27 protein-coding genes and 1 pseudogene are annotated in these 24,854 nt (G+C 33.9%); 7 read left to right on the top strand and 21 right to left on the bottom strand.

From position 1 onward, the window contains the following. Window positions 1–145: 145 nt before the first annotated feature. Together ggt and NYE63_RS01850 are read right to left on the bottom strand one after the other, a co-directional pair. Entirely contained in the window at window positions 146–1,726 is a 1,581-nt protein-coding gene (ggt, locus tag NYE63_RS01855; protein ID WP_342605660.1) for a gamma-glutamyltransferase, read from the bottom strand. Then, complete coding sequence (locus NYE63_RS01850) at window positions 1,726–2,961, bottom strand: MFS transporter (protein ID WP_342603858.1); 1,236 nt, start codon at window positions 2,959–2,961, stop codon at window positions 1,726–1,728. Before NYE63_RS01850 ends, ggt begins: the two co-directional genes overlap by 1 nt. A gap of 1,006 nt (window positions 2,962–3,967) precedes the next feature. On the opposite strand from NYE63_RS01850, the gene NYE63_RS01845 reads away from it, so the two are divergent. Then, on the top strand, window positions 3,968–6,427 hold the full coding sequence (locus NYE63_RS01845) for a SpoIID/LytB domain-containing protein (protein WP_342603857.1): 2,460 nt from the start codon (window positions 3,968–3,970) through the stop codon (window positions 6,425–6,427). Window positions 6,428–6,485: 58 nt separating this feature from the next. Here NYE63_RS01845 and NYE63_RS01840 read toward each other — a convergent pair whose 3' ends face one another. Then, window positions 6,486–6,668 (bottom strand): hypothetical protein, encoded by a 183-nt coding sequence (locus NYE63_RS01840; RefSeq protein ID WP_063235580.1) that lies wholly within the window; start codon window positions 6,666–6,668, stop codon window positions 6,486–6,488. Between the two features lie 96 nt (window positions 6,669–6,764). Between NYE63_RS01840 and NYE63_RS01835 the strand changes: the two are divergent. From NYE63_RS01835 to NYE63_RS01815, 5 genes and pseudogenes are all read left to right on the top strand, one after another. Further along, a pseudogene (locus tag NYE63_RS01835) lies at window positions 6,765–6,926 on the top strand (tyrosine-type recombinase/integrase); the annotation flags it as partial. 366 nt (window positions 6,927–7,292) lie between these two features. Then, complete coding sequence (locus tag NYE63_RS01830) at window positions 7,293–7,484, top strand: hypothetical protein (protein ID WP_342603856.1); 192 nt, start codon at window positions 7,293–7,295, stop codon at window positions 7,482–7,484. A 22-nt stretch (window positions 7,485–7,506) separates the two neighbouring features. Further along, window positions 7,507–7,929 (top strand): hypothetical protein, encoded by a 423-nt coding sequence (locus NYE63_RS01825; RefSeq protein WP_342603855.1) that lies wholly within the window; start codon window positions 7,507–7,509, stop codon window positions 7,927–7,929. A gap of 20 nt (window positions 7,930–7,949) precedes the next feature. Continuing rightward, entirely contained in the window at window positions 7,950–9,833 is a 1,884-nt protein-coding gene (locus NYE63_RS01820; RefSeq protein WP_342603854.1) for a pLS20_p028 family conjugation system transmembrane protein, read from the top strand. A 389-nt stretch (window positions 9,834–10,222) separates the two neighbouring features. Next, window positions 10,223–10,471: a hypothetical protein gene (locus NYE63_RS01815; protein ID WP_342603853.1), complete on the top strand. Its 249-nt coding sequence runs from the start codon at window positions 10,223–10,225 to the stop codon at window positions 10,469–10,471. Between the two features lie 329 nt (window positions 10,472–10,800). Here the strand turns inward: NYE63_RS01815 and NYE63_RS01810 are convergent, their stop codons facing one another. The 5 genes from NYE63_RS01810 to NYE63_RS01790 form a co-directional block, all read right to left on the bottom strand. Then, complete coding sequence (locus NYE63_RS01810) at window positions 10,801–11,202, bottom strand: hypothetical protein (protein WP_342603852.1); 402 nt, start codon at window positions 11,200–11,202, stop codon at window positions 10,801–10,803. A gap of 19 nt (window positions 11,203–11,221) precedes the next feature. After that, window positions 11,222–11,359, bottom strand: coding sequence for a hypothetical protein (locus tag NYE63_RS01805; protein WP_342603851.1), 138 nt, complete (start codon window positions 11,357–11,359; stop codon window positions 11,222–11,224). A gap of 132 nt (window positions 11,360–11,491) precedes the next feature. Next, the gene (locus NYE63_RS01800; protein WP_342603850.1) at window positions 11,492–11,758 is read right to left on the bottom strand and encodes a hypothetical protein; all 267 of its coding nucleotides are present in this window, start codon (window positions 11,756–11,758) and stop codon (window positions 11,492–11,494) included. A 57-nt stretch (window positions 11,759–11,815) separates the two neighbouring features. Continuing rightward, entirely contained in the window at window positions 11,816–12,160 is a 345-nt protein-coding gene (locus NYE63_RS01795) for a YolD-like family protein (protein WP_342603849.1), read from the bottom strand. Window positions 12,161–12,301: 141 nt separating this feature from the next. Then, on the bottom strand, window positions 12,302–12,598 hold the full coding sequence (locus NYE63_RS01790; protein WP_133352812.1) for a hypothetical protein: 297 nt from the start codon (window positions 12,596–12,598) through the stop codon (window positions 12,302–12,304). A 202-nt stretch (window positions 12,599–12,800) separates the two neighbouring features. On the opposite strand from NYE63_RS01790, the gene NYE63_RS01785 reads away from it, so the two are divergent. Continuing rightward, window positions 12,801–13,298 carry a hypothetical protein gene (locus NYE63_RS01785; RefSeq protein WP_342603848.1) on the top strand — a complete coding sequence of 166 codons (498 nt, stop codon included), beginning with the start codon at window positions 12,801–12,803 and terminating at the stop codon, window positions 13,296–13,298. A gap of 183 nt (window positions 13,299–13,481) precedes the next feature. Here NYE63_RS01785 and NYE63_RS01780 read toward each other — a convergent pair whose 3' ends face one another. The 13 genes from NYE63_RS01780 to NYE63_RS01720 form a co-directional block, all read right to left on the bottom strand. Further along, window positions 13,482–13,640, bottom strand: a complete 159-nt coding sequence (locus NYE63_RS01780) for a hypothetical protein (protein WP_342603847.1) — start codon at window positions 13,638–13,640, stop codon at window positions 13,482–13,484. A 184-nt stretch (window positions 13,641–13,824) separates the two neighbouring features. After that, the gene (locus NYE63_RS01775) at window positions 13,825–14,181 is read right to left on the bottom strand and encodes a hypothetical protein (RefSeq protein ID WP_155727430.1); all 357 of its coding nucleotides are present in this window, start codon (window positions 14,179–14,181) and stop codon (window positions 13,825–13,827) included. 440 nt (window positions 14,182–14,621) lie between these two features. Further along, window positions 14,622–15,095: a hypothetical protein gene (locus NYE63_RS01770; protein WP_342603846.1), complete on the bottom strand. Its 474-nt coding sequence runs from the start codon at window positions 15,093–15,095 to the stop codon at window positions 14,622–14,624. A gap of 647 nt (window positions 15,096–15,742) precedes the next feature. Next, window positions 15,743–16,048, bottom strand: coding sequence for a hypothetical protein (locus tag NYE63_RS01765; RefSeq protein WP_342603845.1), 306 nt, complete (start codon window positions 16,046–16,048; stop codon window positions 15,743–15,745). Window positions 16,049–16,199: 151 nt separating this feature from the next. After that, a complete protein-coding gene (locus tag NYE63_RS01760; RefSeq protein ID WP_214922463.1) occupies window positions 16,200–16,430 on the bottom strand; it encodes a hypothetical protein in 231 nt (76 codons plus the stop codon). Between the two features lie 725 nt (window positions 16,431–17,155). Beyond that, on the bottom strand, window positions 17,156–18,238 hold the full coding sequence (locus tag NYE63_RS01755) for a DUF4030 domain-containing protein (RefSeq protein WP_342603844.1): 1,083 nt from the start codon (window positions 18,236–18,238) through the stop codon (window positions 17,156–17,158). Beyond that, complete coding sequence (locus NYE63_RS01750) at window positions 18,228–18,797, bottom strand: sigma-70 family RNA polymerase sigma factor (protein WP_342603843.1); 570 nt, start codon at window positions 18,795–18,797, stop codon at window positions 18,228–18,230. The genes NYE63_RS01755 and NYE63_RS01750 overlap by 11 nt, the downstream gene beginning before the upstream one ends. A 345-nt stretch (window positions 18,798–19,142) precedes the next feature. Beyond that, on the bottom strand, window positions 19,143–20,054 hold the full coding sequence (locus NYE63_RS01745; RefSeq protein WP_342603842.1) for an anti sigma factor C-terminal domain-containing protein: 912 nt from the start codon (window positions 20,052–20,054) through the stop codon (window positions 19,143–19,145). A 1-nt stretch (window position 20,055) separates the two neighbouring features. Further along, window positions 20,056–20,553 carry a sigma-70 family RNA polymerase sigma factor gene (locus tag NYE63_RS01740; RefSeq protein ID WP_342603841.1) on the bottom strand — a complete coding sequence of 166 codons (498 nt, stop codon included), beginning with the start codon at window positions 20,551–20,553 and terminating at the stop codon, window positions 20,056–20,058. A 310-nt stretch (window positions 20,554–20,863) separates the two neighbouring features. After that, a complete protein-coding gene (locus tag NYE63_RS01735; RefSeq protein ID WP_342605659.1) occupies window positions 20,864–21,679 on the bottom strand; it encodes a lipid II flippase Amj family protein in 816 nt (271 codons plus the stop codon). A 268-nt stretch (window positions 21,680–21,947) separates the two neighbouring features. Then, window positions 21,948–23,087, bottom strand: a complete 1,140-nt coding sequence (locus NYE63_RS01730) for a DUF4030 domain-containing protein (protein WP_342603840.1) — start codon at window positions 23,085–23,087, stop codon at window positions 21,948–21,950. Next, window positions 23,071–23,598: an RNA polymerase sigma factor gene (locus NYE63_RS01725; RefSeq protein ID WP_342603839.1), complete on the bottom strand. Its 528-nt coding sequence runs from the start codon at window positions 23,596–23,598 to the stop codon at window positions 23,071–23,073. The genes NYE63_RS01730 and NYE63_RS01725 overlap by 17 nt, the downstream gene beginning before the upstream one ends. Window positions 23,599–23,969: 371 nt before the next feature. Then, on the bottom strand, window positions 23,970–24,377 hold the full coding sequence (locus tag NYE63_RS01720; protein ID WP_342603838.1) for a hypothetical protein: 408 nt from the start codon (window positions 24,375–24,377) through the stop codon (window positions 23,970–23,972). Window positions 24,378–24,854 lie beyond the last annotated feature (477 nt).

The raw sequence follows: 24,854 nt of genomic DNA, 5'->3' as shown, positions 1-24,854 counted from the left end.
GACAACAAAGAAGAAAGAGGCCTCCCACAGTAAACTGTGGGAGGCCTTTTTCTTTAAAATTAATATTCACATGTTAGGTGAGCATTCATTACTGAATCCTCGTTAAAAGTATTATGAAAACGGGTTACCATTATCATTTTTATTTTCACCTGCCTACAGCTGCACCATCACTTCTTGGATCGACACCACCATGAACAAAGCCTTGATCATCTATTAAAATTACATTTGCATGACCCATAACACCGTCAAATTCTTTTACTCTATTAACTAAATGTCCTGCTTTTGCTAGCTGTTCAATTACGTTAAGATTAACTCGTCCTTCTATTTTTAATTCTTGTGAATCAGCTCCCCATGTTCTTCCCCAAACAAATCTAGGTTCACTGATTGCTCTCCCGGGATCCATACCATAGTCAATCATTCTCGTGATGATGACAGTTTGGGTTTGCGGCTGTCCCTCCCCTCCTTGTGTACCGTACAGAATCCGCGGTCGTTCATTTTTTAATGCCATCGCTGGCATAAGAGTGTGGAAAGTTCTCTTATTTGGCTCTAGACAGTTTACATGCGATTCATCAAGTGAAAAGAATGACCCTCTATTTTGCATAATAATCCCCGTATTACCTGTTACGACCCCAGAGCCAAATTCGAAGTAAAGACTCTGAATAAAGGAAACCGCATTGCCTTCCTCATCCATAATGGCAGCATAAGCTGTATCACTACCGACTGATTGCGTTTGAATATCCCTTGCAATATGTAGATCAATTGAATCTGCGATTTCTTTCGCATAGGATTTACTTAATAATTGCTCTAAGGGAATGGAGTGAAAATCAGGATCTGTTAGTACTGCATTACGATCTTGAAAGGACCTTTTTAATGATTCTACTAATAAATGATAATATTCATAAGAACCTTCTGGTATTAAAGAAAGATCAAAATTCTCTAATATATTAAGAGCCATTAATCCGACAAACCCGTGTGAATTTGGAGGAACCTGGTATATTTGATACTCTCGATATGACGTTGAAAGCGGATCAGTCCACATACCTTGATGATTAGCAAAATCTTCCAGCGTTAACATTCCACCCTTTTCTTTTAAACTCGAAATAATTCGAGCTGCCAACTCTCCTTTATAAAAACCTTCTCTTCCATATCGAGCAAGATCTTTTAATGTAGTTGCTAGATTAGTTTGTACAAATCTTTCATTTAAATCAGGTATTCTTTCATTTGGTAAAAAAATTGCTGCTGTATCCGGATCAATCCGTAGTAAATCAGCATTTTTTACCGTATTTTCATGCTGATCCTTTGAAAAAGGAAAACCTATTGACGCATACTGAATGGCTGGCTCTAAAACTTCAGCTAAAGATAGTTGCCCATATTCTGTTAACAAAGCATCCCAACTATCCACCATTCCAGGTACTGTAATGATACTTTCTACACCACGATGGGGAATCGATTTTTTCCCCTTAAATACTTCGCGTGTAAGTTTAGAACCTGAACGGCCACTCCCATTATAAGCACGAACCTTTTGATCCTTTACACTATATGTAAGCCAAAAGGAGTCACCACCAAGTCCCGTCATATGTGGATATACGACTGCTAAACAAGCGCTAACAGCTACTGCAGCATCAAATGCGTTTCCGCCTTTTTGGAGAATGGAATTTCCAGCTTGTGATGCAAGATAATGAGGACTAACTACCATTGTTTTGGATCCAACAATTGTTTTATTCATCATGCTGTTTCCTCCTTAGACAAGTTCATTGATTTTGAAGTAACGACTGTTGCTTTTAATCGTTTATCCGTAAAAATAAACAACATTGCTCCAATTAACAATAAACCTCCTGATAGATAAAAACCGAATTCTAGGCTCCCTGTTCTGTCAGCGAAATATCCAGTAATATAAGGGGCGAATATGGAAGAGAGCATTCCACTAAAGTTGAAAAATCCATATACTCTTGAATACATTGAAGAAGGAGTTATATCTGCCAGATAAGATATTAATACTGGATCAAGTGCCAACTTTCCAAGGAACCCATATAAGATTAATCCAATAAGAAGCAAGGAATAGTTTTCAATATATGGAATTGCAAACTGACAAACAGCTCCCGCAACTGCTAATATGATAATAAGTGGTTTTTTGCTTTTTATTTTGTCTGACAAGTAACCAAAGATAATTGCTCCTGGTATTGAAGCCCATGGTACCAACGATGCGATGATTCCTGTTTGTGAAGCTTCAACTCCACGCGTTGTTTGTAAATAGTAAGGGAGCCATGTCAGCATTCCAAAAAATCCATACAATGAACAAAAGATTAAAATATATACCAATATATGATTTTTTGTAAATAATTGTTTTATACTACCTTTTTCTCGTATTACCTGTTTTTGTTTCTTTTCTTGTTTTTGATTGTCTCGTACAAATAGTCCAATTAAAATCGCAACAATGATAGTAGGTATAGCAAAAACATAAAATGGAAATTGCCATCCTTTATTTAAAATATATGTAAAATAACTCGATGCAATAAATCCAAGAGAAATACCAAAGGCCATTCCACTATTTATAAGTGCAGAAATTAGTCCCCTATATTTTTTAGGAGTTATACTTGATGAAATTCCATATTGTGAACCATAATATGTACCTTCGCCAAGACCTGTTAACGCACGCATTAATAGAAAAATACCAAAGCTTGCAGCTAGTCCACTAAAATATGTTCCAACACCGAATAGTATATATCCAATAACTAAAACTCTCACTCTTCCAAACTTATCTGCTAAAAATCCAGTTGGAATTTGCATAAGTGCATAAGCGGCAAAAAATACAGTCGACATTAACCCTAATTGAGAATTATCAAGTCCCCATTCATCACCAATACTCCCCATAACTGGCGAAAGTATGTTTCGATCAGCATACATAAAAACCCAACCTAAAAAGAAAAGAAAAATAACAATTGCTGGATGTGTTTTTTTCATTCATATCCCCCTTAAGTTTTCCTAATATTGGGGTTATTATAACAACAAACATTACAGGAAAAGTCGTTTATGTTAGGATTCCTTACATGGTTTTTTCGCATTATGAAATTAATATAACTATTTCATATCCGTTTCGAAAGAGTTTTTCATATTTTTATTCCCAAACGAGGTCTCGCCACATCGCCATCAAGCTAAGCATACCAAAGGGTAAAATGGTGGTGGGTTCTCATTGATTTTCTAAGACTACACCAAAAAGACGCATAGCAAATAAACCTATTGAATAAGTATTTTAAAATATCATTATGCAGATTTGAGCTTTTGTGACATCGTACAATATATACAACACCTAAGATATCAAAGACCGTTTTCTTCTCATATAGGTGAGATTTTGTCCATTTTTCTCCAAAAGGTAAAAAATGCAGAAAAATCTTTGATAATTCTTGAGTGGCCCCTGCGCGGGCTTGGCTTCGCCACGAGAAATGTATCCCTGGCCTTTGGGTTCCTCTCTTTATCTTCGGCCTTAGCCTTGTTCTCCTTGCCTTGCTTGTAGACTTGTTGTGGTGTCCGAGCGAGCATAGGTCGCTACTTGCGGGGATTTAGCTGCCTTCTGTACTATCGTAGGTTGGACCTCATTCACCTCTTTATTACTTATATGAGTCCTAAAAGGTGTGTTCCTCTAAAACACATACGCTTTCCTTTTCATGCAAAAGAACATATACATGCAAACTGCTTTTTTCCATGTTCTCCCCTTGAAACCGGAGAAAAGAACGGGTTTGTGGTATGTCTCCTAAAAACACGAATTCATGTTTTAGTTTCTTTACTCGATCCCCAATTCCGGTTAACTTAACAGCTAGTTATCTTTTAATCCAGAATTTTTGACATGTTAAACCTGTGCTAGTGATGGCAATTAGGTGGGACTCCTAAAATAGTAAAATATATCATATGTCTAATTATGGATGGTATACTATTATTTAGGTATATTTTCAAATTCAGAGGAGGTTATTCAATGAAAAAGGTACGGTTTGGAATATGGATGTTTGTTTCACTCGTTCTCATGCTATTTTTGCTTCCAGAAATATCAGTTAAGGCGACATCCGATCCGATCATTAAGGTTAAATTAAAAAGCTATCTTGGTAACAAATCTGAGATTACCGTCGAACCGGAAGTCACGTACACTACGAATCTAGCAAATGTAAAGCTAGAATCGAACAAGAAGTATACGTTGAGGGTCAGCGGTACGGACATTGTTGTTCTGACAGATTCAAAAGAAATAGGCAAAGCTTCTGAGATTGAAGTGAAACCTGAAACAGGGAACGGTCCACTTTCGATTAATGGCCGTACATACTTAGGTAGTTTCCGTTTTATTATGGAAGATGGGAAATTCATCCGTCCGTATAACTCAATTGGTCTTGAAGATTATTTAAAAGGGGTTGTTCCAGCTGAAATGCCGGCTTTATGGAATCAGGAAGCCTTAAAGGCACAGGCTGTTGCGGCAAGAACCTATGCGATGAGCTACATTAACAGAACGCCCGATGACACAATGAGTTACCAGGTATACGGTGGCTACACTTGGCACGAAAACTCAACAAAAGCTGTTAAAGCAACAGAAGGTCAGGTCATTGGTTATGGTGAAAAACTACATATAGGTTCAGATGCACTTTTTTCCTCTAGCAATGGAGGGAAAACCGAGTCCAACAAAAATGTTTGGGTTGGTCCAGAGCTACCATATTTAATGGTTAAAGAAGATCCATATGATCCGCAAGCTGTCTGGAGTTTTAGTGTAAAAAAGCAACAAATAGACCTTACAAACTTAGATCTGACAAAAGCAGATACATGGTGGGCTAATACCAAGGAAACTGAACAAACACCAGTAATTTCTAATATAAGAGCATGGCTACAGAAAAATGGCTATACCGGCAAAGACATTAAAATAACGGCTGTCCCTCATCTATCCCTTCACGCACTAACAAGTGGCGGCAGGGTGAGTAAAGGAAGTATTACGATTGAATTTATAGTGAAAGAAAAGGGGAAAGCGCTACAGCAAAGTGTAATATTAGAAGATGTAACGGCTTCGAAAATTAGAGACATTATCGGTCTGAGTTTCATGAAAAGCTTTTTAGTAGACAAAGTGGATACTGCAAGGGATGTGATTAACGTTTCAGGCAAGGGCTACGGCCATGGTGTCGGACTAAGTCAGTATGGAGCGAAAAAGGCTGGCGAAAAGGGAAATACGTATCACGAGATTCTTGCTTTCTATTATGAAGGGACAAGCTTAAAACAAGCTTATGAGCCAGAGCCTGAAGAAGTAGAACCAGTCAAGCCGGACCCTGCACCTGTCATTCCAACCCCAATCCCAACACCAGTTCCGGACCCTGCACCTAAGGATGAAACAGCACCAGCGATTAAAGATATAAAAACGTATTACGATTCTAAAACAAACCAAGTCAAAATAACCTTTGATACAAATGAAAAAGCGAAGGTGACAGTGGAAGTTAAGGATGAAAAAGAGCAAATCATCGCTTCTCTTGTCAAAGGGGATCAAAAGCCATCAGGATCGCAATTAGCCATTTGGGATGCATCGAAGGTAAGTAACGGTTCATACTCCTTTGAAGTTAGAGCGATTGATAGTAGTAATAATGCAAGTTCAGCATCTGTTCCATTTTCATTAACAAAGCCCGACACAGCGGCTCCAGTTATTAAAAATACAAATACCTCATATGACTCAAAAACGAATAAAGTTTTCCTGAAGTATGAGATCAATGAAAAATCAAAGGTTATCGTTCAAGTAAAAGATGCAAAAGGCAAAATCCAAGCTACTCCGATCAATAATGCAGAGAAAAATGCCGGTGTCCAATGGACATCGTGGAATGTATCGAAGGTTTCGAACGGTAAGTATTCATTTGAAATTGCAACGATCGACAGCAATCAAAATAAAAGCTCAGCAACGGTTCCATTTACATTAACGAAACCCGATACAACGGCACCTTCCATTAATCATATAAAAACCTCATATGATTCAAAAACGAGTAAAGTTGATTTGAAGTATGATATTAACGAAAAGGCGAAGGTCACCGTTCAAGTAAAAGATGCAAAAGGCAAAATCTTGGTGACACTGACCAATAATGCAGAGAAAAATGCCGGTATCCAAAGTGCATCATGGAATGTAACAAAGGAATCGAACGGAAAGTATACATTTACCATTACAGCTATCGATCCAAGCAAGAACAAACGTACAACGACGACTTCCTACACATTAAACAAACCGGCAGCGAAGAATTTGACTGGCAAGGTCAATGCTACGAAGTTAAATGTCCGTTCCAAACCATCAACATCAGGGAAAGTTCTTGGCTCTTTGAAGAAAAACCAAATCGTTACCGTAATTACTAAGAGCAGTTCTTGGTACAAAATTCAGTACGGTAAGGGAACAGGTTATGTACACGCAAATTACCTAACGAACGTCCGATAACGAATTCGATCAGTGAAACGGGCATCAAAATTTAGAGCATTGAAAAGACCATGATTTTTTATAAGTCATGGTCTTCTTTTATAAAATTATTTCCGATACTGTACTGTGGTAATAAAGATTGATCAAAATGGAACTTTTCTGGTGATTTATTATACAGTTGGGCCTTTGCTCTTGCACGTCCCTCAGCCGTTCTTTTAACATCAGATCCCGTTCTCAGCGATTCCCTTAGCATGGAAAACATTTGTTTCCCAGCTGGTGAAAAGAAATCGTTCCTCTGGAAAACATATGGGACGTATTTTAAAGGTGGATAAAAATTGCGGTTGGTTTAAGAGGAGATACATCCCTTCTCATTAAAGCTGGGGCAGGCGTAAAAGAGATTCAAGAAAGATTAGGGCATTCAGACATAGACACGACGATGAACATTTACGCTCATATGACCAAAAATATCGAAGAAAAGACCTCCCATAAGTTCAGTGAACTTACGAAAGGCCTCCTCTAATTGGTGAAATAAAGTTGTTTCAAAAACTGAAAGTTAGCAAAAAGTTAGCATTTCACTAATCTTCACCTTACAAACCCCTATATACCAAGGGTTCTAGGCGATGATTACATCATGCCGCCCATTCAATTAATAATTTAATAAGAAGTAACAAGGTAATAATATCAACACTTTTGGTCAAAGCCACCTAAAATAACTTCACTTAGTGTCATGTTATTTCAATGTCAGGTGAGCAAATAGGTGAGCATTTTCAATTATCTTCTTATAAATAACTGATATGAAGACTTTGAAGAAAGCCTCCCCTATTACAAGAGGATCATATTTTTTAAATAATTCTAATTCATTATTATACGCGAAGGAGAGATTATCATGAACTTGAACTTGAAAAAACCACTAAATCAAATACAAGCTGCATTATTAAATAAACACATAAATGAGTGTGAAGATAAGGGTGGCATTTTAACTGAAGCTTTCGTTTTAAAAGGAACAGAAGATATGATTTTCTTTGTCTATAAATTTGAATCTCCCTGCAAAACTGTAAAAGGTGCAATATTATTATAAAAATTGAGAGGGGATTTTATAAATGAGCTTTCAAAAGATTCTTAATGGGTGTCTTGTTTTATTCTTTGCATTGAATGTTTCAGCTTGCGGGAGTGATGGTGTAAAAGGTTATGGTAAAACAACTGAATTGAGTCTAGAGGAAGCTGAGAAGTTTAAAACAGGCTTTTTATATGTAAGGTCACCATTTGAGAGTAGAAAAGAAGAAGAAGATTTTAAAATTAAGGAAATTGAACGTGTAGCAAAAGAAAAAAACATTGATTTAAATATTTATCATGCTAAAGAAGATACTTCAAAACTTGGCTTAAAACAAAATTCGTTAACATTTGCTTTTTATCAAGATGGTGAAGTAAAAAAGAAACTAGATTTTATCGATCTCTCAGAAGATGATATTCATTTTGAAGTAGCAACATTTGTTCAAAGTGTGCAGCAGGAATATTTGAAATAGGTGAACTAGGGGGAGATTGCATGGATGAAGAAGTAGCAAGGATACTTGAAAAATTCTCTGATTTTCTCGAAGTAACCAATCCAATCAGTTATATGCTTCGTTGGATAGGATGGGCCATTATTAAGGGGCTTGCATGGCTTGTTGATTCCCTATCAAACATAACAGATTCAATCCTGGGATTAAAAATGTTTTACGACAGTGTTGAAATTACAAGTTTTGTAGAATTTCTTATTCCCCTTTCTGTGATATTGATGGGGTTTTCGCTTCTCTATACAGGATATCAGCTCATTTTTCAAAAAAAGTTGGATCGTGAAGCCATTATTGTGAATGTGTTTATGATAATGTTTTTTTTCGCTTTGATACAAGAAGGCATGGAAAAGGCAAATCAATTCACAGATAAAGCTATTGATGCTCTTGATGTGGTTGAAGAAGGCTCAATTAGTCAAAAAGTTATTAAAGACAATATGACTGACCTTGCTCAATTTGACGTAACGGGTTGGAATACAACTGAACTTAAACATCCAAATCGAATTCCAAAAGATCGAATTTTAAAAATTAATATAACACAATCTATTGATAAAGATTTTGAACTTGCAGGAGAAAAAATGACAGATACAGGGCGTGAGGTCTACTCTCATCGTTTGGAGTATGACGATCTTGGTAATGCCAAGAAAGTTAAATTAGATAATGGTTTCTTTACTGCCTTTAAAGAAAAATATTACCGTTGGGACTGGAACTTTTGGACAATTACAATCACTTTAAGTATAACGGCTTTTACAATGCTGACAATCTCTTTAAAACTAGCAAAACTGTTCTATGAATTAACATTCAACTATGTATTAGCAATCATTATAGCCCCTGCTGATATTCATTCAGGACAAAAGACAAAGAAAATCCTACAAAGTATCATAAATACTTTTCTAGTGACAATTATGATTTTCCTATCAATGAAAATCTATCTACTTGGTACAGAGTTTATTACCGATAAATTGGATGGTGTCGCTTATTTAATCGCATTATTTGCTTTCTCTCTTGCTGTAATTGATGGCCCCAATATCGTTGAACGGTTATTTGGTATTGATGCAGGACTGAAATCTAGCTGGGGAGCCGTAGCTGGTGGTTACGCTGTTGCAAAAGGTGTAACCGGTGCAACAAAGGGTACTGCAAATACTTTGAAAGGATTATCAAGTGAAGGTAAATCGGCCGCATTGAAGGGTGTAAGTGGTATTGCAGGAGTTGCAGGAATGGCACAAGGCCTTAGAACAAAAGGACAGGACCAATGCACAGAACAAACTTCGAATGGTTCTGACCGTGGTCATTCTGCAGATATAAAAGCACGAGAGCAAAATCAAGAAAAACAAAGTCCAAATGGCTCTAAAAGTTCTGGGGAAATTGAAACTGGAACACAAGAAGGTGCTTCGTCCATTGAGCAAGAAATGACTCAACAACAACAAGAAAAGGGACAAACAGGAAAAGGGAGAGTAATAGGGTTGCATGATCAAATGGTTTTGAATGGTGTCTCCAGTAATGGAAAACTGAGTGCAGCAGCCGTAAACAGTCCACACTCCATTTCGTCTGGATCTTCAAACAAAATGAACATTGGCGATATACAAAAAAATGAAAAAATGTCGGGTGACTATGACAGTGTCAGTCCTTCATCACTTTCATTTTCACAATCAAATTATCCTTCGGGTTCTTCTGAAATGGAAGCAGAACCTAATAAGGAAACACCAATACAAGAAAAAGGAACTGACCGAGAAACTCTTCATGTTGGAAGCCTAATTGCTAATAATGTCCTAAACAGTCAATCAGTAAAAACGATTAAACGGACATATCAAATTGGTCAAAATACTGGAGAAAGTCTAAGAAACAACATCGCTAAATTCCGTCGAAAAAACCAATAAAAAATTGAAATGAAAGAGAAGGTTCCCTTCTCTTTTTTTAAGTAACATTCAATTAAATAGGGGGACGCGAAGGGGACATTTGTCGAAAATAGGGGGACACAAAGGGGACATTGATTAACATTTAGTGATATCACTAAATAACTGCTTTTTAATTATTATTCAGTGCCCACATCAGTCCATCTGAAAAAGTTCAGGTATCCCACGTCAGCCCACCTATATCAATAAGGAGTCCCATGTCAGCCCACCTAAAAAAAATTAACGATATCATATAAAACACTAGGCTTTGCCTAGGATATCACCCTTGGTGATATCAGGTTTTCCTTATGCTCTTTCTAACTCTATAAGCCTTTAACCCAATTTGGGTTTTTATCCAAAAGGAGAGATAAATCATGGATATATTTTTAAGAAACATAGACCCAATCGCAGTAAAAAAATTTGATGAAATGGCAAAGAAAAAATCTATTTCGAGACAAGAAATTTTAAAAGCTGTCATTGAAAAATCAGCATATGAAAAGGAACAAAATGAAAAAGACATGCGGCTGGAAATGATTATTTCAAAAAATATTATCGTCATGGAAAAAATGACAGAGGCTGTTGAAATGCTTCAGAATTTAATATATGAACTCATGGAGGAATAAACAAACCATTTGATATATTTTCTTGAAGAATTTTTGTTTAATTCAAAATGTAAAAGAGCAAATAAATTCAAGGAATAATAAATTGTATATTGAAATTGATAATTAAAAAGGAAGGATTCCCCCCTTCCTTTTTTCTTCTAAGTACTAATCGATATTAAAATGTAATCTTTAAGAAAATAACGTCTTCTTTTTAGTTTTATTTTCTATTCCATTTTCATCATAAATCATACGAGACGTTTTCCAAGTATTCCAGTCTTCGGTTGCAGGGACTAAAACATGCACAGATAAAGACTATAGATAATTTTGGTATTTTATTAACACCCCCCTAATTAATAAAAATCTTGTATTTTATATTTCTTTTCCACGTTTCTCAGGTATTGAGTAGTATTCTTGTTAAATTCTTTTATCAATTTGTTACAATACTCCAAATCATCAATAAGAGGTTTGAATTTTTTCAGATTGCTAGGTTCCTCCATGAGTACATCATATCCAACAATGACCGAGTTGATGGCACTTTTGATTGTGAAGTACCTGCTTGTAAAGTCATAAGGGATATTTGCTCTCTCTTTTTCTAAAAATGAATGACTTTTTTCAAAAAAACCTTTGCTAGCTGTAAGAAGGTTTAAAAGTTCTTCGCCTATTTCTTTGTATGCGAGCACGCTTCTTAAAGCCTCCACTGTCATATCTTCCGCCTCAGATAGTTGAATCAACCGATCTTTAATAACTTTCATTGTACCGTAGCAACGAAAATTAAATTCCTTGTTTTTTCCAGTTGTTGTAAATCAATATTCCTACTGCTACCGAACCTGATATAAATGAACCGATTAATGAACCATAAAAACTGGGTGGTAACCCTGTACTTTGAACTGCTGCTCCTATTAAGAACATATCTTTCCCCCGAAAATTAGCTTTTTTTCTTTATTATCGCATGTAAAAAAAACAATGGAAATGAATATAAAAAAAGCCCTCTTAATTCTTTGGTTTAAGAGTTGTCCAGTCCAAATTTTTAGTTAATTAATTTTAAAAAGGTAAATCATCTTTTATTTTAGGGCGTACCTTTCTTACTAAACTTGTAATGTCATTTTCTAAATTGTAAACAACCCTGATAATTTGAAAGTCATCTGGATAGCCAACAGAGCTTTTTATCTTTAGGAACCACTCATAAGCTGATACAGCAGCTGTCCATTCCGGTTCTTTTCTAAAATCAGTTGTTATCACTGTACAACTACCAGACTGTAAGAACTTAGCACCGTTCGCAAACAATTGAACCTCAATCTGAATTTCCATTTTGTATACTCCTAAATCTCTGTGTCTTTTCCTTCCTGAATTTAAAAAGGACTTTTTTTAATCCTCAACGATCACATTAATAATTTCATTAAATTTAATTTTCTCGAAGGAACTATCTTTCTTCTGAATACTTAACTCTTTCGTGACAGGATCAATATACACACAGTATCCATGCAGTTCAATTGGATTTCCCTCGTTATGCAATCTAAAGCTTATCGGTAAATGATATTCCATTGCATAATGAATGTTGTTTTCAAATTCTTCAACCTGGTATTCATCAAGGATAGGTTTTTTATTTAAGAAATAATCGTCCTTATCCTTTTTTTTATTTAATGCTTTATGTTCTGGTAACATCAATGCTGCTTGCCATTTAATGATTCCTCTATCACGAATTGTACCCATTAGAAAGATTCCTCCTTTTCATTCATTATATACGAACTAACGTTCTTATGAAAGGCAGAAAAAAATGCCTATTCCAGAGAAGAGCTTTTACTTTTAGTGATCCTTAATGAACTAACGCACCCGTTAGTTCTATAAAAAACATTACGATACTAAAAATACCACGAACCATATAAAAGCAATGCCAAAATCTAATAACATCTGCCTCTTATTTTCCTTTTTTAAAAAACTTTCAAATCCATCTATTATTGAACCAATTCCTAATAAAAGAATTATATATTTTATGAAATTAAAATTAAAATCATTAATTATAACTAAGATTAAAATTAAGCCCATTAATATTCTCATTAAATATCCAATCAGTATAAATGGTTTAGTACGTTTAGTACTTTCTCTTTTTTCAAAAAACAATCCCATTACATATTTCAACTTATTTGACACTAAATTTCCCCCATAAACTACAAACTGAATTTAATAAACTATACCATAAAGCAAAAGGGTCTTCGTCAACTAACCTGCCCCTTTAGTTCCGTAAGAAAAAAGGTTGCCGCAGCAACCTTCCTGATATTAAGCACCTGTTAGTTCAAAACATATTCCATTCCATTTTGGGCAAAGTAACTGTAACTAAAACAAGGAGGCAGTCATGGTTAAGAAAACGATACTTGCTATATGTACATTATTTCTTTTGAACATAGTCGCACCAACTCTAGAAGCAAAAGCTTTAACCTTTGATGAATTACCAACCAAACAAACATCGAAACAATGGTCAGTTCAAGTAGGCGAAGCTGAACAAGGTAAGGGGTTAGCAATGCCCGAAAAGGGGAAATTTCATACTTATGCTTTAGAGGTTGATAACATTGGTAAGGATGTATTATCTGCGAAAATTTATATGTATAGAAATGAACCTAATTCTACGACGAAGTTTGCACTTTTCGGTTGTCCTGGTGAAGTGGATTGCAATAAAAACAGCTTTGAAGATGCGATTTCTTTAGCAGATCAAATGAATGATGGGTATCCTTATAGATTTAGCAATTTCGTTTTGGCTGAAAAAGCAACAGAATTGGAAGTGGAAATCGTTTGGACTGAAAAGGGTAGCGAAGGTAGACCTTTAAAAGAAACATTTACATTCACTGCTGAATAACAAGAAAAACAAAAAGACCGAATTATTTCGGTCTTTTTGTTGAACTAAAGCACCCGTTAGTTCATTAAGGATATTTTATTTTTTAACTGATTATTTAAAAATAAAAGAAATACTCTTTGAGATTTTTCCCTTTTTATAATTCTTTTTACACGCATTGTACTTTGTAAATACTGCCTAACATTTCTATTTACAAAAAAACAATCGATGATATTTTTCATCTTCGTATATATCTTTAAACCAAGTATGATTCTTCAGCATTTCTATATTTCGATCAATTTTTCGAGTATCCAAAGAATTATCACCGAATCCTGCGGAAAGAATGCCTAAAAGAAAATCTTTCACAGCTTAATTATCCCCCTGTTATTGAAGTAAAGCACCCGTTAGTAAAATAAGTTCAGCCAAATATTTCTGGTTGAAACCATTAATTCACCGTCGGTCCACCATTTGGTGAATAATTTTGCATATCTCCCACCGCCATCATACTTCTTATTCCCTTTTTCTTTTATCTAAGCTATGAAGGTTAGAATTATTTGTCTGGATTTTGTAAAAAATCAATCATTTCTTCATAATCATATGTTTTTAATACCAAACCATTTTCATCGAACACAATGAATGCAGGTTCTTTCTTTAATTCAAGTTTAGGATATTGCTCATTCAATGACTCATAAGATGATGTATTTGTAATAGGTCCCACATTGGTTATGTTGTTGTCCTCTAGTAAATCCACTGTAATTTCTTTTCCAACAGCTTGTAGCGAATACCTGTGACCTTCACTAGGTAAAAGATTTGGATGAATTCGAGCGAAATCATCTTTTTCATTCGTGCACGCTACTAGCATTGATAAGATTAGAAATATTAAACTTCCATATATAATCTTTTTCATATTCAACTCCCTAATATTAATGTTTCATCAACAATTTTGCCTCCTTACTGAAATAAACAAATATCGAACATTTGGTAAATTGTAGAAATTCAAGTTTATCATAGGTTGTTTCTGTTGAGAACAGGCAGTTATCAACAATCATTTTACTTATCATTGCATCCTCATTTCTATGGCTGATGCGGTTGTTCAACTAAACTGCCCCGTTAGGCCATAAGAAAAGAGCTGCCTTAAAGACACCTCCGATCTTCAGCTAACGCACCCGTTAGTTTAAGTACAAATCTTCACAATCTTGCTAACCTGCCACGTTAGCTTAATAAGTTTTACCACAAATATCCATTAAATTTGATGAACTATCCTGCCCCTATAGTTGCATAAGAAAAAGCTGCCTTAAAGACAGCTCCGATCTTCAGCTAACGCACCCGTTAGTTGAAGAAGAAATACTAATCCCTAACAAGATATTTACCTGCCTCATTTTTAATCCTTGATATTACATCGTTCTCATTAAACTCTAAAGGTATATCACCATTTCGTAGTTCATCAATCATTTCACTTATCTCATACCACTCCATCAAATCATTTGGATAATCTAAATCCGAAGCAACAATCCGATAAATCATATAAGCAAAATCAAAGGTCAATGAATGGTTATTTTCTTTAATAATTTCATTTGCTAAATGACCTATATAGGCTCTAGCACATATCTCAAGGGTTGGTTTCTCTATTACCAATTCATTCAAAGCTCTTTTAAAATAAACTTCCACTTCGAAAATATTTTCGTCAAATGGAAATGAAGAAATAATATTTACGGATGGTGATGACACATCGGTTTTTAACAAGTTGTGCGACCAATTTACATAATCCTCAGTCCAAATAGTTCTCTTATGAATCTTGTAAAATAAAGCATTTGTTTCCAATTTATTAACCACCTTATAGGGTTCTATTCCTACAACCAGATTATAATCCTTATTAAACTAAACTGCCCCTTTAGTTTCATAAGAAAAAGCTGTCTTAAAGACAGCTCCAATCTTTAGCTAACGCAATCGTTAGTTTCTTAAGACTTATTGTAGAGTTGACACAAACTGTGCATAAAAAAAGCCGAAGTCAATGCATCGGCTAATCCATATTACTTTTTTGTTTATTTTTCCTTAAATTATAAAAGCCTCTAACTAAGTAGATAAGGAAAGAAGTACCGAAAATAGTGATAGCAATGGCAGGGGTTTGAAATTGTGAAATTACGATACCTAAAATTAAAAAAATTAGTGCAAGGATAAAATCAAAAATGTATTTTGGAAGATTATTTAAAATAAAAATACCCCTTTTTCATATTCTATCAAATAGTGAAAAAATCAGTAAATTTATTTTCGTATAGTACGAATACACTACGCATATTCAACTAACTTGCCCCGGTAGTTCCATAAGAAAAGAGCAGCCTTAAAGACAGCTCCGATCTTCAGCTAATGCACCCGTTAGTTTAAGTACAATCCTTCACAAATTTTGTTTTAAATAAGAAAAAAGCTCCCAAAGCATCTCTCAACAAGCTAGTGAATCTTCTGCTCATTTACTATTTTTTATACCATTTATCTGTTTTAAATTCCTCTGGAATCGATTGCTCAACAGGGTCATCAAATCCTAATTGTTCAAGGATTTCAAACCATAAATCTCTTTTAGAATCAGGTAATTTCGAGCCACACCAAGGACAATAGGTTATCTCTATACTTGAGCTGCCTCCATCGTGAATTATTAACCCATATTCATCAAACTTTTTATCATAGGTAATCAAAATGTCTGGACAATCAAATGGGTTAGCGTGAATCTTGCACTTAATATTAACTTGGTCTTTCATAGTTTCGCAGCAGTGATTATTCATAAAAATCTCCTTGGATTAAAACCTTTATTGGTTTCTATGTACATTGTTTTTTGTAATTGTATCATAGTCCCTTATTGAGCTAACCTGCCCCGTTAGTTGCATAAAGAAAAAGCTGCCTTAAAGACAGCTTGATCTAAAGCTAACGCACTCGTTAGTTGAAGAGTGGGTAATAGATTATTAAAAGAACTCCTAATAAAATAAGACCAAAGATAATGATTAATCCACTTGTATCTAGTAAGACACCTAATATTACCCATAATAAATAGAGAATTTTATTTTTTGTACTTTCATCCTTATTATTTTTGTAGGCTTCTTTAATTAGCCACCCTAAAATGCTACATCCAACAACAACCAATATTATGCCAATAGTTATTATTTTCATAAATTTCCCCTCTGTTATTAAATAATTTTTTTAATATCTTATTTAACTATTCTGTCCCTTTAGTTGCATAAGAAAAGGAGCTGCTGATCAGCTCCTGATAATGAAGTAAAGCACCCGTTAGTTTAATTACAAACCTTCACAATCTTGCTAACCTGCCCCGTTAGCTCCATAAAAAAGAAACTGTCCCAATCAATCTATGTTCTTTAACTAATACGACTCGTTGAGGAACCAACCTAGTTTTTACTTTTTCGACTATAAAAAAAAGAAATGAGAAGATAAGTACCATAGAGGCAAGTAATAAAAAATATTATAAGTTCTAAATTAACTGTTCCAGACTTAAACCAAATAGCTAACGCAGCTAAAATGACCGCTATAAGGCAGGCGATGAAACTTTGAGTATGTGGTTTCAACATCAAAACCTCCTGTTCTGTTCTTAAAGGCTTACCTTAACCTGTATTAGCTTATTTTTCTATTGGAAATGTTTCTCAATTTCACTCAACTAAACTGTCCCGATAATTGCATAAAGAAAGAGCTACCTTAAAGACAGCTCTGATCTTCAGCTAACGCACCCGTTAGTTTAAGTGTATTAAATCACAAACTTAGCTGGTTTTGTTTAATAAGAAAGATGTGCTCAAAACTCATTTTTATTCATTATCAGGAATGCTGCTCCGTTAGTTGAAGGGGGATATTTTTTTAATCAAATATAGCTAATTTAGTACCAATGTTTAATTTATTTTCTTTTTATCTTCGCTATATACAATGATTTTATAAGGGTCATTTTTCACTACTTCATAAGATTCGTCAGATTTGATGTACTGCTTAATTTCTCTTTCAATCATATTACCATATTCCTTAGCATCCGAATCAGAAGATTTTACCGACGTATTTATAGTAAATGTTACTGGTAAGGATTCGAATGAGAATGATAAAAGATTAATTTTGTAATCTTCGTTAAATTGTAACCTTCTTTCCAATACGTTAGTAATGGGTTTCCACCTTTGTTCTCGTTCCCTAATTTTCAAGTTAATTTTATCGATTTCAATTTTGTAGGAATCTAATTCTTCACTTTGGATAACTTTATTTATCTCTTCTTTTATTTCTTCTATCTGGTTCTCAGTGTCGGGTACTTCTAATTTAATCAAGCGAGCCTCTTCAGTATAGTTCACTCGCAATTCCAAAATATTGAAATTCTGTTTTTTTAACTCTTTTGAAAGTTCATCGGAAAGTAACTTGACTTCAGCCATCCTTATATCTTGTTTCGCGTTTAGCTCTTTCTCAAGAGGGTCTTCTTCGTATCTTTGTATTTTAATTGAATATGGACCTAAATTCTCCGATTGAAGTGCATCATTCACGCTTTTTCTAATGTTATTTTGCAAAGAAGACAGCTTATTTTCTGGATCTCTGATAGCTAGGATGATTTCTTTATCTGCTTTTGAAACTTGTATGTCCCAAATATCATAATCCTCTTTGTTGGCTACATCCAAAATAATTCTCTCTATATCTATGATTTGATCTTCCTGATTTAAAAAATAACTTAAATACGGAATTTCGGATAGCATTCTAGCCATAGCTGGAGAGACAAATGCAGAGCCAATGAGAAGTGTAAATAGTAATAGGGCTGAACAAACAGAATAAGTGATTTTTTTCCCTAAACTGTACCTATGTTTTTTGGTTCTTTCAAAGTTAGATGTCTTATTTAAGTGTCCAACTTTTCTCAAAACATTTTGTTTATGTTTTTCCTCAAAGCGTATTTCTTTCAGTACGGTTTTATTCATTTTATCTTGGAGGTTTTTCATTTTATCTTCCATCCATATTTCCCTCCTTAAATATACTTTTTAATAAATTTCGTGCACGGTAGAGTCTAGTCTTTATTGTATTTTCCTTAACATTTAATAAATCTGCTATTTCTAAAATGGAAAGATCCTCGTAATAATAGAGGATTATTACTTCTCTCAATTTCAGGGGAAGAGATAGAATTATTTTCGAAATCCACCGATTTTCTTCTAAATCTAAAAGTTTAAGCTCCGTTGTATTCGTTCCATTTTTAAAAAAGGAACTGATTAAATCGGTATAAAACAAATTTTTAAAAGACCAGCTTTTTAGTTCATCTTTACATTTATTTACGGTTATCCGATAAATCCATGTTTTTACCGACGATTGATTACGGAACTTATCCATATGTTGATAACAACTTATAAACACTTCTTGGGCTATGTCTTCTGCTAATGGCTTTTGCTTCACGTATGTATAAGCTAGGCGTACGACCATATCGCCATATTGCTCCATAATTGTTTCGAGATGAATTTCTTCGGTGGTCTCATTGACTTCAAAAAAAGAAGCCTCCTCCATTTTCTTTTTCACGTGCATTCATATCCTCCTCTTTTTCTATAGTTAGACGATTCACATAGAAAAATGGTTCTGTTTTCTCCAAATTAAAAATGACTAATCACAATTTAAAATGTATATTCTCTTACCTATCTGGACTGGACTCAACAATTCTTAGATTTTTTCACTTTAATTTGAATGTATGATTGTATAAAAAATACTTTTAAAAGGCCGCCAATTGGCGGCCTTCTTATGGCGCTAACGCACCCGTTAGTATGATTAAGATGTTGATTTGGTGAAATCCATTTATTGCTACTAGCATATTTTTATTTAGAAAGCTTTATTTAGTTGAACATTAATTATTTCATGAGAATCATATTCCTATCCCTAATAAGGAATTATAACTCCAACGCTCACATAGTTTACTGAATCTTGTTCAATCAGTGGTAATAAGTCTTTTACCTTCCCTGTTAATATGATACCACTCACCTGAACAGTTCCTTTCTGTTTGATTGATTTTATTAATGGCTCTACATTCGTATCTTTCTCGTCTTTTTGAGATAAATTTGATAATACCTTCTCGAAGTTTTTTACGTCTTTTGCTATACTGTCAGTCCCTTTTTCAGGAGATGTAATTGTAAAACCATATGCATAGTCTCCGATTACATACCCAGGCACAATTGATGTTTCTACATCAGGGTTTTGCACCCATGCCCACTGAGCATTTGGAAATTGTTTCAGCACTTGATTTGTATTCATTTCTTTCTTAAATGAAACGCCTATTTCAACCACACTAGTTGAAGCTACGGATTGAAGTAACTTACGATCATCTTCTACTTTTTTTCCACCAGGAACATAAAAATTAACCACCCTTTGTCCATTTCGATAAAATCGCCGACTATCTGTTGATTTTGTTATTGAATTATCATAAATAGTTGTAGGTGAATCATAAATTTTAAACCAAGTTTGTTCGTTGTACCATGTGTATGGAATCCCTGCAATATCTTTTACATATTGGTCCTGTGTAATAGAGGAATCTATACTAAAACTAGTTGTAGATTTATCATAATGGATATTCGCACCATAAACTTCGCTTTGTTCAAACTTCACTGAAAAATACTCTGACATTGAATGTTGCATTTGATTATACGCAATGATGAAAATTATTCCTAAAACCATAAAGATACTTACCGTCACAATGGTTGATACAATAATTATCTTCTTTAATGATTTCTTTTTCGCTTTTTTTATCAATGGTTGGAACCCGTCCTTGGCATTGAAAATTGAATCTTTATCCAAATCATTTTACCTCCTCAATCATCTTTCTCATTATTTTCTTTGCTCTTGCTAACTGTGTTTTAATTGATTTATCGGTTGTACCATAAATAATAGCAATATCCTTTAAGGACAAATCTCCACTATATTTGAGTAACAGTATTTCTGCATATTTTTGTGGTATTTTACGTAAACACTCTGATAGCATTATATGTAATTCATTCTCTATAATAATTTGCTCTGGTGTTGTCCAATCCAGTAACTCTTCGAGATTAAATGTATTTACATAATTATTTTTATACTTAAGTTTTCTTAAGCTATCGTAATATTTATTAATTGCTACTCTGTAAAGCCACGCATCAACATACTCTTCCTGAAGAGTATCTAGATATTGCACAAATTGAAAAGCCGTTTCTTGAACAATATCCTCCGCATCCTCTTTGATCGCTCCCATTTTTAGCAAAAAGAAATACACAGCCTTCAATTTTTTATTTAGGTACAAGCTTAATTGTTGTTCATCCATGACCACCCTCCTACACTATTAACGATTGAGTATTCGATAAGTAAACAATAATTATCAAATTTTTTCATAAAAAAAGATAGCCTTCTGAAGAAGACTACCCAACAAAGCTAAATATAAATTACTAAATAATATCTGAACTTGCTATGTTACTTGAATAACTCCCTTTAAATTACCTAATTCGACGTCCTTCTAAATATTCCCTCTTATGGCATTAACCTGCCCCTTTAGTTCCATAATAAAAAGCTGCCTTAAAGGCAGCTCCGTTCTTCAGCTAACGCACCCGTTAGTTCATTAAGAAATCAGATATTTATTAGACAATAAATTTAGTAAACCACGCAATATATCCTGCCCCTGGAATAAAAAATACTTGGGCTAGAATCGTTCCTAATAAACGAGAAGTAACCATCATAAGAGATACACCCTTGAGATTATGGTAACTTCCCTTTTGATTTATTACGTCATCAGCAAGAATAGATATTTTAGGGTCAATAAAAATTATAAGTAAAATTGTAGCTATTCCATTTATAAGACCCGATGCCATAATAGCAGTTGTTGCCCTTTCTGGAGCTATTAAAGCAGCATATAACGCAGATAACACTCCAATTGTATAGATTGCAGTTATTACCATATTAATTAAAAACAATCTTATGGGAATATCTTTCAATCTAATATCCTTTAAGTAAGAAAACTTTGGTAAATGAATGTGTTTTACCCCACGCTTAATGTATTCGAAAGTTAACCCCTTTTTAATCAAAGATGGTATAGAACCTCTTTCTTCAGATAAATGAACAATAGCCCTTGAAAAAATAGCAATAAAAGTAGGAAGTAAAAGAATACCTAATATTGTTCCTAATGTTGATGAACCAATAATGATCCTGTATTGGTTTTCAACAAACTCTAGTGTATTTACTTTAGGAGCATTATCAACCAGGCTCCCTGTAAATGGTTGCTGCATCATATTCGCTAATCGAGAAATCATAACCATCAAGTTAAATAAGGATAGAGCTGAAGCTAACAATCTTACTCTTGCACCAGATAATCTGACTGCATATGCAAGTGTTTCGATAGAATGGATAATAAATATAAATAGAGATATAAGAATTAATTTTTCTGTTAAGAGTTCCAAAACAAATTTACCTACTTTAAATATATTTCTTCCCATATTACCACATATATTTCCAATTTGTGTTATGGAACTATCCTGCCCCGTTAGTTCCATAACAAAAAGCTGCCTAAAAGACAGCTCTCATCTTCAGCTAACGCACCCGTTAGTTCTATAAGCAAAAGGCTAGCACAGCAACCTTCCTTATTGAAATAAAGCTGTTTTTAAAAGGAGTTTGCCGAGTATCCCACTAGTTAATTTTATCATAAAAAATCTATATTCCTTGTTGAACTCACCCCTCAGGTGAAATGACCATGAAATCTTCACCATTTTCCATTAATAATTTGATTGTATATGGATCTCCTTGCATTTGTTTTTTCACGTCGGGTAAAGCTAGATACGTCTTAATAGCATTTTCAAGCTCATCTAGTAATTGTTTGCTAGGTGTAGTAGTCCAATTTGTTCCTAAGTCGATATAGGCATGTCCCTTTTTCACTTGATAAGACAAGCCAGTGACTTTGTAAGTCGATTTACCAGCTAGAGATTCATGGAGATCGGTAGCAATATAAGACCAACGACCGTCTTGCTTTCGATGTTCAAAGTTAAACGAATGGACTTTAATATCTTTGATATCTAGATTTTGTGCTTCGATTTCTTGTTGAATATCTGAGATAATAGAATTTCGTTCTTTAATATGATCAGGCATATCTAACAGTAAAATGTTTGAAAACCATGTTTGGTCCAAACCTGCTAATTCATAATTGGCCTCTTCCTCATATCCGTATTTAGTAAAAACATCGAATACGATTTGACGTAAAGAATCGTACATAACTCGCCTTTTAACATCTCTTTTTGATGAGCTAGTAGATCTTTCAGATGATTCAATATTTCTAATCAGTAAATTATAGTCGTCAATTCCATGATTACTTAATGTTTCTTTCACCAATGGAGTAAGTTGCTCTTTTGCTTCCTTTAGTTGTTCGTTAGAGAGTATGAGACTAATATCAATAGTAAATGGATCATAAATCGATCCTACAGAGTCCACCTTGTATCCTTGATTTTCTATGATCTTTATCAGTTTTTGATGAAGATTTTCATCTATATTATTAGCTGAAAAACTTGAAGTAATTTTCAGTGGCATAATTTTAGCTGCAATTTGGGCCATAGCTGGAGAGACAAATGTTGAGCCAATAAATAAACCCAATAATAATATCAACGCGATTCCAGCGTATGTTAATTTTCTGATCAAACTTACTTTTTTGATACGAGTTGATAGGAGGGGATTTTTATTTCTCTTTTGGGACTCCAACTTTTCAATATCAGTAAAGATTCGTTTTTTCAGTTCTTGTTTTTCTTTTGTTTTCCACATTAAATCGGCATTTAACTTCTTAAAGGAACTATCAAAATCAGTATCTTCATATTGTTTTTTCATCCAAATACCCCTCCTTTATTAATTGTTTTTTCAATGCTGGAATAGCTCTAAAAAGAGTCGATTTAACTTTACTCTCAGACCAGCTCAATATCTTTGCCGTATCCTCAATAGAAAAACCTTTGATTTTTCTTAAAACTATCACCTTTCGATATGTATCTTTGATTTCTCCTAACGCTTTATATAGTTCAAATGATTCCTCTTTTATTTGAATCATTTCTTCAGGCAATGAGTTATTGTTCTTTTGCAAAAGAAATACTTCTTTAAAGAACGTGCTGGGTTTACGTTTTCTTAAAAAATCGACCGTTAAATTGTGAGCGATACTGAATAGCCATGTTTTTTCACTCGAATGCTGATTAAATGAATTATGATATAAATACGCTTTTACAAAGGTATCATGGGTCAGATCCTCTGCTTGTTGATAATCCTTAACCATCAATAAAATAAAGCTTAAAATGGATTTACTATGTTGGTCATACCAATCTGAAATTTCTTCTTTTCTGTACTTCGACAAGTTACCAACCCTCCTTTTCTTGAATGTTCAATACTTAGACGTATTAGCTAAATAAAAGTTGTGTTTTTGCATTAAAAAAATCTCTAAAAGTTTAGATTAGAGATTTTTTCGTTCCTTTATAGAGCTGACGTTTATATCATCTTAGAAATAAGGAGGAAAACATGCTCCAAGCTCATGTTTTCCTCCTTAAAATAGTTTCCTCGTTAGATCTAATATTTAGGTATTCCTTATGGAACTATCCTGCCCCGTTAGTGCCATCAGAAAAAGGCCGCCTCAGCAACCTCTCTTATTGAAGTAAAGCACCCGTTAGTTAACACACACAGGATATAAGAATATTTTAGAGTTGACCAATATTTCGTAATAGATTCTGTTTAGGGTTTGCTATATTTTTTTTTCAAAAAAAACAATATATGAAAATAGGTATGCACTGCTATTCCTACAATTAAATAAGCCCAATAATTATCAGTGAATAATATGTAGGTAAGAGTGATTGCAGAAATAGAATATAAAGAAAATTGTAAAAGATATACTTTTAAATCTGTACGTAAACCTACTAAATAAGTTATGGCATCAATAATTAGAGTGACAGGAATACCAATAATGCAATATATTGCTAATTCATATAATGTGCCAATAATTACTCCATTTAAAAAAGGAAAATATTCGTCTTTTGGAAGTTCTTCATTTAAAGATATTAAACTATCAATTGAAGCACTAAGAAACGATGACAATGGAGCTGCAATAAGTATAGAAATAGGGACCAGATATAATTTTTTCATAAACACCTCAGCACTAAATATTACCATTTCATACAGAGTAGTGCAAATTGTATTGCATTTAATTCACAGTACGAATTGAACTATCCTGCCCCGATAGTTCCATTAGAAAAAGGCTGCCGCAGCAACCCCTATTAATGAACTAACGCACCCGTTAGTTCTATAAGAAATACGGTATGTAAAAAAAGAAAAGAAATAAAGAGATAATAATATTCATATCCCCCAAAAAATCCTTGTAATTTGGATAGAAAATATCAATTTAGCAGTAATTTCACGTAACAACCCTTTGCAGTACTTAAAGTGCCTATTATTAAATGTTTGTAGAATACACTATAAAACTTTAAAACATATATAATTATCTATATTTTCAAAAAAATATTTTATTAAAAAAACAGACTCAGAAATTAAAAAAGGATATACTCCAAATCTGATTATATATGTAAAGTTACCAATTTCATTTAGTAAATTTATAACTTTTGA

This window comes from Peribacillus sp. FSL E2-0159 (assembly GCF_038643155.1).
In the GTDB taxonomy this organism is placed as follows: Bacteria; Bacillota; Bacilli; order Bacillales; family DSM-1321; genus Peribacillus; species Peribacillus simplex.
This window is presented reverse-complemented; position numbering and strand designations above follow the sequence as displayed.